Consider the following 13,820-nt stretch of genomic DNA (forward strand, 5'->3'; position numbering starts at 1 on the left):
TGCCAAGTTCGCATGGCCCCACGCTGATCGGCGCCATCCTCACACCTTGATATCCACGCCCTTTGTGGCCTCCTCCCGCGTGACCATGCGGCCATCCATGGAGATGAAATATTTTGCCGACTTGGCCAACTGGTCGGAATTCAGCCCCATGGCGGTCAATTCTTCCCACATGGGGGCAAGATTTTCCTGGTTCCGGTATTTGTCGGTGATGCCGTCGATGGTCTTCTGCTGGTCGGCGGTGACGAAGGGCTGATAGCCGCGCGCATTGACCGGGATGGCCATCTGGAAGGCCAGGGGCGGGTCGCCTTCCTGCCCGTACTTGCGGCCATATGTCTGTTCGAATTCCTGCTGGCGCTTGCCGATTTCATTGGTCCGCTGCGCGTCATAGGCGGCGCGGTCCTTCTTCAGGGATGCCATCTCCTCCTTCTGCTGGGCAGCGGGATCGACGGGGGTGCCACCGGCCTTGGCGGCGGGTGTCTGGGTGGGGGTACCGGTCGGTGACTTCACCTGTAACCGCGACAGAATCGCGGAAGGGGAGAACATGGAGCCGATATTCATGGTGCATGCCTTTGGTCGGGACATTTTATGTCCGAAGTCAAGCAATCTCCGTACCGACGAAATTCGAACCAGATTGAAAATATCCACAGGGTGTGGATTGCGGGGCAATGTGGGGATAAAAACCGGTCCGCATGGTGTTTGCCCTGCCGCCTGGGCTATGCTGCCCGGCTGATCCGCACCTGAAGCTTTTGAGATTGCGTCCCTGATGGCCCTGCCGCCGCAGTTCCTGGAAGAGTTGCGTTCCCGCCTTTCCGTGTCGGAAGTGGTGATGAAACGTATGCGCCTGCAGCGCGCGGGCCGGGAGTTCAAGGCCCCGTGCCCCTTCCACAATGAAAAGACGCCCAGCTTCTACGTCAACGACCAGAAGAACTTCTTTCATTGTTTCGGTTGCGGCGCCCATGGTGATCAGATCGGCTTTGTCATGCGCCATGACAACATGTCGTTCATGGAGGCCGTCGAACATCTGGCAAGTGAAGCCGGGATGCAGGTCCCGCAGGCGAGCCCCCAGGAGCGCCAGCAATATGAGCGGCAGAAATCGCTCTATGATCTGGTTGAACGCGCCACGAAATATTACGAGCGGGAACTGTACGGCCCCTCCGGGCGCAATGCCCTGGATTACCTGCGGCGCCGGGGGCTGGATGATGAGGGAATTGCGCGCTTCCGCCTGGGCTACGCCCCGCAGGAGGGCGGGCCGCTGAAGGCGTTGCTGGCGGACGCAGGCTATAGCGAGGCCGACATGGTGGAGGTCGGCCTGTTCAAGCGGGCCGAACCGGGCCGGCCCCTGCGCAACTTCTTCTGGAACCGCGTCATGTTCCCCGTGACGGACCGGCGGGGGCAGGTGGTGGCGTTCGGCGGGCGTGTGCTGGAAGGCGATGGGCCGAAATATATCAACTCGGCCGAGAACCCGCTGTTCCACAAGGGCAACCTGCTCTACGGCATGTCGCGCGCCCGTCAGGCGGCGGCGGACGGGCAGCGGCTGATCGTCACCGAAGGCTATATGGACGTCATTTCCTGCGTCCAGGCGGGGTTCGAGGGGGCGGTGGCGCCCCTGGGTACCGCCATGACGGAGACACAGATCCAGGTTCTGTGGAAACTGGCGCCCGAGGGCCAGCGCAACCCGATCCTCTGCTTTGACGGCGACAATGCCGGCCGGCGGGCGGCGCAACGGGCCGTCGAACGGGTTCTGCCCATTCTGGTGCCCGACGCCACGGTCCGTATCGCCTTCATGCCCGACAAGGAGGACCCGGACAGCCTGATCCGGTCCGGCGGGCCGGACGCGTTCACCGCCATTCTCGACCGCGCCCTGTCGCTGGAGGATTTTATCTGGGAGATGGTGCGCCAGGGGGAGGACCCGAAGACCGCCGACGGCCGCCTGCGCATCGAAACCGGCATCAACCAGATGATGGAGAAGGTGGCCGACAAGGCGGTCCAGTACAGCTACCGCTCCGTCCTGCGGGAGAAGCTGCGCGCCGCCATCCGGGCCGGCGGCGGCGGGTTCGGGGGGGCGGGCTTTGCCGCCGGGGGCGGTCGCCAGCGCCGGCAGATCCCGGGAGAGGTACCGGTCAGCCGCCTGTGGGACAGCCGGTTCCGGTCGGGCACGCTGCGCACCGAACCACGTCGCCGGGAGCGGTATCTTGTCCTGGCCATCATCCATCACCCGGAGCTTTTCCAGGATGTTGGGGAGATTTTGGCCGGGGCGGAATTCGCCGATGGCGAGATGGAGGCGCTCCGCCAAGCGCTTGTCGCATGCCTGACGGCCGAATCAGCACTTGACGCGGAGGGCTTGAAGCGCCACCTGTCTGGTCGTGGTTTTTCCGAGACGCTGGACAGTCTGCTGAGTGCGGACGCGCCGAAATTCGCGCAACCAGGAGCGTCGTTCGAAACCGCGAAGAGTGGCTGGCAGGAGGTTTGGCTTAGTTCCGAGGATGGTTTGCTCCAGCGTGAGCTGCGCGATGCCGAAAGACGGTTTGCCGAGACATTCCATGAGAATGATCTGGCGAGACTACGCGCACTGCAGAAGGAGTTGCTGATTCTCCGGGGCCATGCCGACAATCTGACGGAGATGGACGGATGACAGACGGGCGGCCGGGTTCTCGGGCGTCGTGCAACGCATTTGTCCGGCAAAACTGTGTCTTGGCGAACACAGTTTCCGGCCGCTTACCTAAGTTATAGCCAGGAAGAGTTTCGACGGATGGCCGGGCACTTGCCCGAGTCGTCCATTTGCGTTTACCGGTGGCAGCCTGTGAAGTGCGGGGGCAGCGAACGAATGGCGACGAAAGCGGCGCAGACGGCGGAAGTGTCGGAGCAGCGGGAAGAGGAAGCCAATGGCCCTCTGATGGATGGCATGGCCATTGCCGTCAAGAAGATGATCGCGCGCGGCAAGGAGCGCGGGTACGTCACCTATGACGAATTGAATGCGGCTTTGCCGCCGGACAGCTCCTCGTCCGAACAGATCGAAGACACGATGGCCTTGCTGTCCGAAATGGGCATCAATGTCGTCGAGGCTGAGGAAGCCGACGAGGCCAGTGGCGGCGAGAGCGAGGGCGAGGGCCGTCAGTCCGGTAACCTGGACGATGACGATATCGGCCGTACCGACGACCCCGTGCGCATGTATCTGCGCGAAATGGGGTCGGTGGAGCTGCTGAGCCGCGAGGGCGAAATCGCCATCGCCAAGCGCATCGAGGCCGGTCGCGAGATGATGATCGGCGCGATCTGCGAATCGCCGCTGACCATCCAGGCCATCATCGAGTGGCACCAGTCGCTGCAGGACGGCAAGATGCTGCTGCGCGACATCATCGATCTGGACGCGTCTTACGGCGTAGACCCGGAAGCCGGTGAGCTGCCGCCCGAAGCGCTGGACGGTCCCGCCGTGGAGCGTGAGGAAGAGGAAGGTGAACGGCCCGAGGGTGAGGGCGGTCCCGCCGCCGAAGGCGAGGGCGAGGAGGAGGGCAATGTCTCCCTTTCCGCCATGGAAGCCGAGCTGAAGCCCAAGGTGCTGGAGACGTTCGGAAAGATCGAGGAAGCCTATGAGCGCCTGCACAAATTGCAGGAAGAACGCCTCACCCTGCTGCAAAGCGGTCAGGATCTGCCCAAGGGTTCCGACAAGAAGTACGACAAGGTCAAGGCCGAGCTGACCGAGCTGGTCAATTCCGTGCGCCTGAACAATGGCCGTATCGAACAGCTTGTCGAACAGCTTTATGCCCTGAACCGCAAGCTGCTGGGCTTCGAAGGCCGTCTGCTGCGTCTGGCCACCGATTGCCGGGTGAAGCGCGAGGATTTCCTGCAGCATTATTACGGGTCGGAACTGGACCCGAAATGGCTGGAACGGTGCAAGAGCCTGTCGAAGGCCTGGGCCAAGTTTGCCGAGCGTTCGTCCTATGAGGTGGGCCGCGTCCGCGAGAATATCTCGGAAGTGTCCAGCCAGGCCCGTCTGCCCATCGGTGAGTTCCGCCGCATCGTCTCCACCGTGCAGAAGGGCGAGAAGGAAGCCAGCCGCGCCAAGAAGGAGATGGTGGAGGCCAATCTGCGCCTCGTGATCTCCATCGCCAAGAAGTATACGAACCGTGGCCTGCAGTTCCTGGACCTGATCCAGGAAGGCAATATCGGCCTGATGAAGGCGGTCGATAAGTTCGAATACCGGCGCGGTTACAAGTTCTCCACCTATGCCACCTGGTGGATCCGGCAGGCGATCACACGGTCGATCGCCGATCAGGCCCGCACCATCCGTATCCCCGTGCACATGATCGAAACGATCAACAAGCTGGTGCGGACCAGCCGTCAGATGCTGCACGAGATCGGGCGCGAGCCGACGCCGGAGGAACTGGCCGAGCGGTTGATGATGCCGCTGGAAAAGGTCCGCAAGGTCCTGAAGATCGCCAAGGAGCCGATCTCTCTCGAAACGCCGATCGGTGACGAGGAGGATAGCCATCTGGGTGATTTCATCGAGGACAAGAACGCTGTTCTGCCCCTCGATGCCGCCATCCAGGCGAACCTGCGCGAGACCACGACCCGCATACTCGCTACGCTGACGGCCCGTGAGGAACGTGTGCTGCGCATGCGCTTCGGCATCGGCATGAACACCGACCACACCCTGGAAGAGGTGGGGCAGCAGTTCAGCGTGACGCGTGAACGTATCCGCCAGATCGAGGCCAAGGCGCTTCGCAAGCTGAAGCACCCCAGCAGGAGCCGCAAGCTGCGAAGCTTCCTGGATACGTGATCCAGACAAAAGGCCGGCGCAAAACGCCGGCCTTTTTTATGCCCGCGCGACAGGGCCGCGATTGGCGGCCTATTGCCGTAGCACAGCGATGGATTGCCAATAATCGCCCTTCGCGCTAAGCTCCGCGTCGGTCGGCAGTACACCCAGGCGTCGCCGTTCCCCTCCGGGAAAGCTAAACCTGCCATCGCGAATCCGTTTTCACGATCATTCCCCTTTCCATCGACCGACCGCTTTTCCTGAAAAGCCGTGCCAGGTCGGAAGCCGGCGACCACCGACATCCATCAAGGATCGGCACGACAGACGGGGAACAGCCATGTCCATGTCGATTGCTGAATTCACGGCCGCCACATCGCGCGGCCCGCTTCATTATGCCGATGCCGGGGAAGGCCCGGCGGTCCTGTCGCTGCACGGTGCCATGGGAGGCATCGATCAGGGCATGATCCTGGCGCGTGTCACCGGGGCCGATGCCGGGCGGGTCATTGCGCCGGCCCGGCCGGGCTATCCGGGCACGCCCCTGTCATCCGGTAAGACGCCGGAGGCGCAGGCCGATCTTTATGCCGCTTTGCTGGACCATCTGGGGCTGGAGAAGGTGGCGGTGATCGCTGTGTCGGGCGGCGGGGCGTCCGCCTTGATGTTCGCCTTGCGCCATCCCGACCGCTGCCGGGGACTGGTCCTGGTCTCCACCTGCGCCGGGCCGGACCCGATGCCGATCCCGGCGGGCTTCGGCCTGATGGTGTTTCTGGCCCGATGGCCGGCCTTTGTCAGGTGGATGAAGGCCAGGGCGTTGCGGAATGCCGACCGTATCTCCGCCCGCTCCATCCCCGAGCCGGAGCAACGGGAGGCTCTGCTTGCCGATCCGGTGGCCATGCCGCTGTACCGGCAATTGCGGGTGGGCATGTTCGACCGGCTGGCCGAACGATTGCCGGGGACGGCGAATGATATCGACGTGACCCGCAGACAGCGTTTCGCGCTGGCGGAAATCGGCGCTCCCACGCTGGTGGTGCATGGCACGGGCGACCCGTTGCTGTCTTACGAGCGCCATGGGCTGGAACTGGCCCGCCGCATCCCGGGGGCGGACCTGCTGACGGTGGAGGGGGGAGGGCATGCCGCCATCTTCACCCACCGTGCCCTGATCGCCCCGCGCGTGGCGGCTTTCCTGGCGGGGCTCTAGGGGTGGCACCGTCACCTCTGGTCCGGCGGTGACGGTCGCCGCTTGCGTTGCCGAAGATAGTGACCATCGGTCACGATCTTCGGCCGTTGGCATTACGCCGCCACGGGTGATGCCTTCCGCCCCATCGACGGGCAGATCAGGGCCGCGAACAGGCACAGCACACCGGCAACATAGAAGGCCGGCATATAGCTTTCCAGATAGGTGCGGGAGAAGCCGCCGCCAAAGGCGGCACAGGCCGCCCCCAACTGGTGCCCCGCGAAGACCCAGCCGAACACCAGATTGGCCTTTTCCCGTCCAAAGCGCTCCACCGTCAGCTTGACTGTCGGCGGTACCGTCGCCACCCAGTCCAGGCCATAGAAGACCGCGAACAGCGACAGGCCGTAGAAGGTGAAATCCGAATAGGGCAGGTACAGCAGCGACAGCCCGCGCAGGCCGTAATACCAGAACAGCAGCCAGCGATTGTCATAACGATCGGACAGCCAGCCCGACGCCACCGTCCCGATGAAGTCGAAGATGCCGATGACCGCCAGCATGCCCGCCGCCTTCACCGCCGGCATGCCGAAATCCACACACATCGGCACCAGATGTGTCTGGATCAGGCCGTTCGTGCTGGCCCCGCAGACAAAGAAGGTGGCGAACAGCACCCAGAAGACCCGCGTCTTGGCCGCCATGCGCAAGGTGTCGATGGCGGCGAAGGCGACGGACCCGGCGGGCGGCGGCGGGGCCGGTTCCGGCGCGCCCGGTGCCTCGCCATAGGCGCGCAGGCCGATATCGCCCGGCCGGTCGCGCATCAGCAGCAGCACACCCGTGGCCGCCACCGCCAGCATGGCGCAGATCACCGACAGGGCGGTGCGCCAGCCGATCTCCTCCGCCAGCCAGGCCGTCATGGGTATGAAGACCAGTTGCCCCGTGGCAGAACTGGCGGTCAGCAGCCCGATCACCAGCCCGCGCCGCGCCGTGAACCAGCGGGTGGCGATGGTGGCGCCCAGCACCAGGGCCGTCATGCCCGTGCCCAGGCCCACGACGACGCCCCAGAGCAGGATCAGTTCCCACAGGCTGTTCATCCCCAGCGACAGGAGCATCCCGCCGCCGATGATGGAAAGGGAGGTCAGCGCCATGCGCCGCACGCCGAACCGGTTGATCAGCGCCGCCGCGAACGGCCCCATCAGGCCGAACAGCACCATCCGGATGGCGAGCGCCGTCGATATTTCCGACGCGGTCCAGCCGAATTCCTTCTGCAGCGGGATCATCAGCACGCCTGGTGCCCCCACGGCCCCCGCGGCGGTGATGGAGGTGAGGAAGGTGGCGGCCACCACGACCCAGCCATAATGGATGTTGCGCGCGGCCAGCCGTGCCGCCAGACGATCAGACAGGAACAATCCACACCCCCCGCCACCGGTCTTGCGAAAGCCGCTGGTATTGATGATGATCGTAATGATAAAATATTCATGATGTGTATCATCAAAGCGGTCAAGCGGGATCATCGGCCTTTTTAAGGGAGGTGGGTTGTGCGGGTGTCAAAGCAGAAGGCGGGGGAGCATCGCGACGCCATCCTGATCGCGGCGTCACGCCTGTTCCGCGCCCGTGGCTTCGACAAGGTGGGCGTGGCGGAGGTGACGCAGGCGGCCGGCCTGACCCATGGCGGATTTTATGGCCATTTCGCGTCGAAGGAGGCGCTGGCGGCGGAGGTTTGTGACCGCAGCTTCAGCAATGCCGTGCGACGGGTGCAGGCGTCGGCCAGTCTGGAAGAGTATATCGACTATTATGTGTCCACCGAGCATCGTGACCGGGAAGGGCCCTGTCCCATGGTGGCGCTGGGCGCCGATGTATCCCGCCTGTCCGGCCCTGTCCGGGACCATTTCTCCAACGGGGTGGCGCGGTATGTGGCTGCCATCCGTGCCCATATGGTCGCCGACGATCCGGTGGCGGAAGGACGCGCCGCCGCCCTTGTGTCGATCCTGGTGGGGGGGCTGAACCTGGCCCGCGCTGTCGCCGCCACCGACCCCGCCTTGTCAGAGCGGATATTGGACGGGGTCCGGGTGCAGGCCCGCGCTGTGATCGGTTCCACCTGATCTTCTTGGCGGCGCATGGTCATGCACGCTATGACAGGCCGGCCCATGGACGGAGCCGGCGGATGCCCTATGACGCGGAGGAGATGCAACGGCGCGTGCTGTATCAGGACGACCGTATCATCATCCTGGACAAACCCTATGGGTTGCCCGTTCATTTCGGAACCAGAACAAAAGACCATCTGGAACTGTATCTGCCCTTGATCCAGGGCGACCGGCCGGAACCTCCACGCCTTGCCCATCGTTTGGACAAGGACACGGCCGGCTGTCTGGTTCTGGCGCGGGATGCGGAAGCGGCGGCGCGGCTGGGTGCCATGTTCCTGGACGGGCGGGTCCAGAAGACATATTGGGCCGTCGTCCTGACGGGACCCAAGGCCGGGGATGGCGTGATCGATCTGCCGCTGGAAAAGGTCTGGGTGCCGGGTGGGTCCAAGGTGGTGGTGGATGTAACGGGAAAACCGGCCTTGAGCCGTTGGCAATGCCGGGGCCGGGCCGGCGGGCTGGCGCTGCTGGAGCTCTATCCGCGTACCGGCCGCATGCATCAGTTGCGCGCCCATTGTGCCTATATGGCCATGCCCATCCTGGGCGATCCGATCTATGGCGCCGACCGGCCGGCGCCCTGTCCGCTTCATTTGCTGGCCCGGTCCATCCGCTTTCCGAACATCGATGGTTCCGGTTCCGAAATAATGGCGGTAGCGCCGCCACCGCCCCATATGGCCGCCACGCTGACCGCGACGGGGTTGGCAGGGGTGGGCGTTTACGCTTAGGTTGATCAGCAGGAGGACAAATGCTCGAAGATATCCTGCTGTTTATCGCCGTGGGTTTCGCGGCCCAGATGGTGGATGGCGCCATCGGCATGGCCTATGGCGTAACCGCCAGTACGGTGATGATGTCGATGGGCGTACCACCGGCCACAGCCAGTGCCAGCGTGCATGTGGCCGAGATGTTCACCACGGGGGCGTCCGGCTTTGCCCATTGGCGGGCCCGCAACGTCCGGCTGGATCTTGTCTGGCGTCTGGCTTTGCCCGGTATGCTGGGCGGTGCGCTTGGCGCCTATATCCTGTCGGGGGTGGAGGGCGATTTTATCCGGCCGCTGGTGGCGCTGTACCTGATCGTGATGGGCGGCCTGATCCTGTGGAAGGCTCTGCATCCCCCGCCACCCCACGAATTGTCCACGCGCAAGGTGGCGGGGCTGGGTCTGGCGGGGGGCTTCCTGGATGCCATCGGCGGGGGCGGCTGGGGGCCCATGGTGGCCAGCACCCTGATCGGCGGCGGCACGACTCCGCGTTATGCCATCGGTTCCACCAATCTTGCCGAATTTTTCGTGACGGTGACGGTGTCCTTCACCTTCATCTTCACCATCGGCCTGGACCTCTGGCCCGCGATCCTGGGCCTGATCATCGGCGGCGTTGTGGCGGCCCCCTTCGCCGCCATGGTCACGCAGAAACTGCCTGACAAGCCGATGATGATCCTGGTGGCTGTCGTCATCATGCTGCTCAGCCTGCGCAATCTGGTGGAGATTGTGGACAGGTGGCTGGCCTGATCAAGCACCTCCACTCCGCCTTGACCGGTCACGGTCCAGGCGGATCGGGATCACTGATAATCCGGGATGTCCGGCATCTGTTCGACATTGGGTTTGCCATCGCGAATCCAGCCGTCGCGGCGCTGGCGGTAGAGGGAGCGCATGGAGGCGTAATAGTCGAAGCTGTTCCGCTTCACATCGTCCAGCGCCTCGATATATTCGGCCCGCGTGTCCAGGACTGTCAGGGTCGCCCTGGTATAGGTGATCCAGTCCCGGTCGGTATTGCTGGCATAGTTGGAGACGGGGTCGGCGAAATATTCACCCGCGAAGCCGGCCGCGTCGCGAACCGACGACGACCCCACCAGCGGCAGCACCAGATACGGCCCTTCCGGGAGGCCCCAGACGGCCAGCGTCTGGTCCAGACTTTCATACTCGTAGGGCATGCCATGGTCGGCGGCGACATCTATCAGGCCGCCCAGCCCGATGGTGGTGTTGATGGTGAAGCGGCGCAGGACGTCGCCGGCCCCGTGCCAGTCCCCCTGCAGAAGCTGGTTGGTCAGGTCCAGCGGGGAGCGCAGGTTACGCAACACATTACGCACGCCTTTCTGCACCGGCGTGGGCAGCACGGTGCGATACACCTTTGCCGCCGGCCGGATCAGCACCACGTCCAGCCCTTCATTCACCCAGAAGACGGCCCGGTTCACGGGTTCGAACGGATCATTGACATCTTCTGCCGGGCCGGCGGCCACCTGCATGTCGGCGAAGGCGGCATTGTCCACATTCAGCGCGGGCGCGCTGTCCTGTGCAGCCGCAGGAAGGGTAGCGGCCGACAGCGCCAGCAGCGTTGCCATCGCCGTGCGGCGCAGAAGAGCGGTGGTGGACGGGCGGGACATGCTAATCCTCAAGAAATCGTAGGCGAGCGGGCAGCGTGGCAGGTGCGAACCCTGTTCATTTAGGCCGCTATGCCGCGCTGCAAAGTGATAACTGTCACAGTTAACCGTGTCATTGCCAACGCTGCAATTTGTCTAACCCGGCATGCATGGCCTATGCGGCGAACGGCCATGCTGCTAAATGGGCGGTCCTATCCCAATCAGCCAGTCCGACAGCGCCGCCCCGTGACATCCAGAAACTCCCGTTCCCTTCTCCGTGTCTGGTTCGGCGATGATCGTCTGCGCCGGCTGTTCGCCAATGCCGGCATCCTGCTGGGCGGCAAGACGGTGAATGCCATTGCCGGTCTGGCGGGCCTGGCCATCGCCGCCCGGGCCCTGGGCGTGGAACAGTTCGGCGTGCTGGTCCTGATCCACACTTTCACCCAGACCATCGGGGAAATCGCCAAGTTCCAGAGCTGGCAGGCCGTGCTGCGCTATGGCACCCCCGCGTTGAACGAGGGGCGGATCGGCGATTTTCAGCGCCTGCTGCGCTTCACGGCCCATCTGGACGGGTGGAGTGCCGTGGCCGGCACCTTCCTGTCGGTGGCGGTTGCCTGGATGCTGGGCCCGTCCTTCGACTGGCCGCCCGACCTGATGCCCGCGGCCCTGATCTATGTGACCTCTGTATTGTTCATGGTGCAGGCCACGCCCACGGGCATCCTGCGCCTGATCGACAAGTTCGACATCCTGTCGGTGCAAAGCACGCTGGGTGCCATCATCCGCATGCTGGGCGGCGGCATCGCCTGGGTGATGGGGGGGGGAATCGTGGCCTTCCTGGTCGCCTGGTATGCCGCCACGGCCATTGCCGGCATCTATCTGATCGCCAAGGGCTGGTCGGAACTGCGCAAGCGCGGCCTGCTGGAAGGCTTCACCTGGCGTGGCGACGGGCAACCCATGTCCCGTGGATTTGATGGGGTCTGGGCCTTTGTCTGGTCCACCAACCTCGCCTCCACCCTGGAACTGGCCTATACCCATATCGGCACCCTGGCCGTGGGCTGGATGCTGGGCCCGCGCGAGGCGGCGTTGTTCCGCATTGCGCGCCAGTTGGGGGAAGCGCTGGCCAAGCCGGCCAAGCTGCTGATCCCCGCCATCTATCCCGAACTGTCCCGCATGATCGAGGCGCGGCAGTTCGGGGAGATGCGATCCCTGATCGAACGGTCCGCCCTTCTGGCCGGTGCCGGCGCCATCCTGGCCCTGGTCATCTGCTGGGGTATCGGAGAGGTGGGGCTGCGCCTGATCGTGGGGCCTGAATTTGTGCCGGCCTGGCCGGTGATGATGTGGCTGGTGGCTGCCGCCGTGGTCGGCATCTGGTCCTTTCCGCTGGAACCGGTGATGGTGTCGGCGGGTGATGCGCACAAGGCGCTGGTGGTCCGCATCTGGACCACGGCCATCTATATTCCCGTACTCCTCGCTTCCATTCACTGGTATGGCTTGATCGGCGCGGGGTGGGCCCGCATGTTCTCGGCGGTGCTGGTGCTGGTGGCCTTTCTGGTTCCCGTGGTGCGCTGGTTCCGGCATCGGCTGGCGGAGGAGCGGCAGAAGGTATGAGGATCGGCTTCCTCTATAACAGCCAGAACCATCAGATCCTTCATTCGCTGCCCACGGCGCTGGAGCTGTCGATCCTGCATCCCGATTGGCAGGTGGAGATCCTGGTGCCGTCGCAGACGCACCTGGACTATGTCGGCCGCTTTATCCCGCTCTATCCTGGGGCCAACGTCGTGCTTCGCCTGTTGCGCCAGCCGCTGGCGGTGGAGGCGTTCCGTCATTTCCGGCCGCTGCCATTGCCGCCCAAGGTCTGGTCGCTGCTGCATAACCGGGCTTTCCTGAACCGTTTCGACGCGCTGGTCACGACGGAGAAGACCAGCCTGTGGATGCGCCGGTTCGGCGTCACCCATCCCAAACTGGTGAATACCGAACATGGGGCCGGTGACCGGGACGTCACTTTCGACCCGCGTGTCGCCAGATTCGATTTCAACCTGATCCCCAGCCCCAAGACCGTGCGCCGGCTGCTGGACGAAGGCTACCTGCGCGAGGGGGCTTACGCGCTGTCTGCCTATGCCAAGTTCGACATCATCCATCGCCGGGACAAGGCCCCGCCGCCATTGTTCACCAATGGCCGGCCAACCGTGCTCTATAATCCGCATTTTGAACCGGCGCTGTCATCCTGGCCCGGAGTCGGCATGAAGGTGCTGGACCTTATGGCGGCGCAGGACCGGTACAATCTGGTCTTCGCGCCCCATATGCGGCTGTTCCATTCCTCCGCTCCTGCGCAACTCGCCCCTTTCGCCCGGTACAAGGGCCTTTCGCACATGCTTATCGACCTGGGGTCCGATGCCAGTTGCGACATGACCTATACGATGGGTGCCGATCTCTATCTGGGGGATGTCAGCAGCCAGGTCTACGAATTCCTGTGCCGGCCACGGCCCTGCGTTTTCCTGAACACCCATGATGTCAGTTGGCGGGGGAACCCGAATTATCGTTTCTGGACCCTGGGGCCGGTGCTGTCCTCCGCGGATGTACCCCAACTGCTGGTGCATCTGGACGCAGCCTTTGTCCGCCATGGCGAATGGCGGGAGGCACAGGAAAAAGCCTTTGCCGCCAATTTCGACCTGTCGACCCCCAATCCCGGCCGGCACAATGCCCAATTGCTGGCGCAATGGCTGTCACATGCCGTTTGACGCCGGACAGACGTGCCACGACATCCGCACGGATTGCCGGAAACCTCCCGCTCTGGTATGAGCCGCGATGGACGGGCCTCCTTCACCTGGGGGCGCGATGCCGGTCCTATGTTTGGACGAACGGCATTCAAACCTTGTTTCGGAACAGTATGCCATGGTCAGTCCCACGCCTTCGAAGCACGCGCTCGCCTCCCGCCGGGCGGATTTTGCCACGGTGCCGGAAGCGATCGTTTACGCCGCCCGGGGAGAGACCGGCCTGAATTTCTATTCCGGCAAGGGCGAACTGACCGAAGCGCTGCCTTACAGCCAGATGTACGAACAGGGCATCGCCCTGGCGAAGCGTATGCTGGCCAAGGGGCTGGTGAAGGGCGACCGCGTGGCCATCATCGCCGAAAGCGATGGTGACTTCATGCGCGCCTTCACGGCGTGCCAGTTCGCGGGCCTGGTGCCGGCTCCGCTGCCGCTGCCGGCGGCCTTCGGGGGCAAGGACGCCTATATCGACCATATCCGCCGCATGATGCAGGGGGCTGACGCTGCCGCCGTGCTGTCGCCCGCCTCACTGGCCGACTGGGTGAAGGCCGCCGCCGACGGGCTGGGCATGAAGGCCGTGGGTACGCTGGCCGTGTTCGACGATGTCGATGGGGAGGGCGTCACCCTGCCCACCGTCGGCCCCGATG

The 13,820-nt window shown here is 64.1% G+C and carries 12 protein-coding genes; 9 read left to right on the forward strand and 3 right to left on the reverse strand.

The genetic code is table 11. The annotated features are described in order from the left end of the window. Window positions 1-39 precede the first annotated feature (39 nt). Window positions 40-582, reverse strand: coding sequence for a hypothetical protein (locus KBA48_RS13425; protein WP_292907114.1), 543 nt, complete (start codon window positions 580-582; stop codon window positions 40-42). A 181-nt stretch (window positions 583-763) separates the two neighbouring features. On the opposite strand from KBA48_RS13425, the gene dnaG reads away from it, so the two are divergent. The 3 genes from dnaG (at window position 764) to KBA48_RS13440 (ending at window position 5,945) form a co-directional block, all read left to right on the forward strand. Continuing rightward, on the forward strand, window positions 764-2,632 hold the full coding sequence (gene dnaG / locus KBA48_RS13430) for a DNA primase (RefSeq protein WP_292907116.1): 1,869 nt from the start codon (window positions 764-766) through the stop codon (window positions 2,630-2,632). A 192-nt stretch (window positions 2,633-2,824) separates the two neighbouring features. Continuing rightward, window positions 2,825-4,774, forward strand: coding sequence for an RNA polymerase sigma factor RpoD (rpoD, locus tag KBA48_RS13435; protein WP_292907118.1), 1,950 nt, complete (start codon window positions 2,825-2,827; stop codon window positions 4,772-4,774). A 313-nt stretch (window positions 4,775-5,087) separates the two neighbouring features. Further along, the gene (locus KBA48_RS13440; protein WP_292907120.1) at window positions 5,088-5,945 is read left to right on the forward strand and encodes an alpha/beta hydrolase; all 858 of its coding nucleotides are present in this window, start codon (window positions 5,088-5,090) and stop codon (window positions 5,943-5,945) included. 92 nt (window positions 5,946-6,037) lie between these two features. Here the strand turns inward: KBA48_RS13440 and KBA48_RS13445 are convergent, their stop codons facing one another. Then, the gene (locus KBA48_RS13445; RefSeq protein WP_292907122.1) at window positions 6,038-7,324 is read right to left on the reverse strand and encodes an MFS transporter; all 1,287 of its coding nucleotides are present in this window, start codon (window positions 7,322-7,324) and stop codon (window positions 6,038-6,040) included. A gap of 129 nt (window positions 7,325-7,453) precedes the next feature. Between KBA48_RS13445 and KBA48_RS13450 the strand changes: the two genes are divergently transcribed. The 3 genes from KBA48_RS13450 to KBA48_RS13460 all read left to right on the forward strand — a co-directional run bounded on the left by KBA48_RS13450 (window position 7,454) and on the right by KBA48_RS13460 (window position 9,557). Beyond that, window positions 7,454-8,017: a TetR/AcrR family transcriptional regulator gene (locus KBA48_RS13450; protein WP_292907124.1), complete on the forward strand. Its 564-nt coding sequence runs from the start codon at window positions 7,454-7,456 to the stop codon at window positions 8,015-8,017. A 62-nt stretch (window positions 8,018-8,079) separates the two neighbouring features. Then, window positions 8,080-8,781 carry an RluA family pseudouridine synthase gene (locus KBA48_RS13455; RefSeq protein WP_292907126.1) on the forward strand — a complete coding sequence of 234 codons (702 nt, stop codon included), beginning with the start codon at window positions 8,080-8,082 and terminating at the stop codon, window positions 8,779-8,781. 20 nt (window positions 8,782-8,801) lie between these two features. Continuing rightward, window positions 8,802-9,557 (forward strand): sulfite exporter TauE/SafE family protein, encoded by a 756-nt coding sequence (locus KBA48_RS13460; RefSeq protein WP_292907128.1) that lies wholly within the window; start codon window positions 8,802-8,804, stop codon window positions 9,555-9,557. A 50-nt stretch (window positions 9,558-9,607) separates the two neighbouring features. Here the strand turns inward: KBA48_RS13460 and KBA48_RS13465 are convergent, their stop codons facing one another. Further along, window positions 9,608-10,429, reverse strand: coding sequence for a VacJ family lipoprotein (locus KBA48_RS13465; RefSeq protein WP_292907130.1), 822 nt, complete (start codon window positions 10,427-10,429; stop codon window positions 9,608-9,610). Between the two features lie 222 nt (window positions 10,430-10,651). Here KBA48_RS13465 and KBA48_RS13470 point away from each other — a divergent pair, with 222 nt between their 5' ends. The 3 genes from KBA48_RS13470 to KBA48_RS13480 all read left to right on the forward strand — a co-directional run. After that, window positions 10,652-12,013, forward strand: a complete 1,362-nt coding sequence (locus KBA48_RS13470; protein ID WP_292907132.1) for a lipopolysaccharide biosynthesis protein — start codon at window positions 10,652-10,654, stop codon at window positions 12,011-12,013. Then, window positions 12,010-13,143 (forward strand): sensor domain-containing protein, encoded by a 1,134-nt coding sequence (locus tag KBA48_RS13475; RefSeq protein ID WP_292907134.1) that lies wholly within the window; start codon window positions 12,010-12,012, stop codon window positions 13,141-13,143. The genes KBA48_RS13470 and KBA48_RS13475 overlap by 4 nt, the downstream gene beginning before the upstream one ends. Before the next feature lie 154 nt (window positions 13,144-13,297). Then, window positions 13,298-13,820: AMP-binding protein (locus KBA48_RS13480; protein ID WP_292907136.1), on the forward strand; the 523-nt coding region annotated here is incomplete at its 3' end.

Origin of the sequence: Niveispirillum sp. (assembly GCF_017996735.1) — a bacterium.
Taxonomy (GTDB): domain Bacteria; phylum Pseudomonadota; class Alphaproteobacteria; order Azospirillales; family Azospirillaceae; genus Niveispirillum.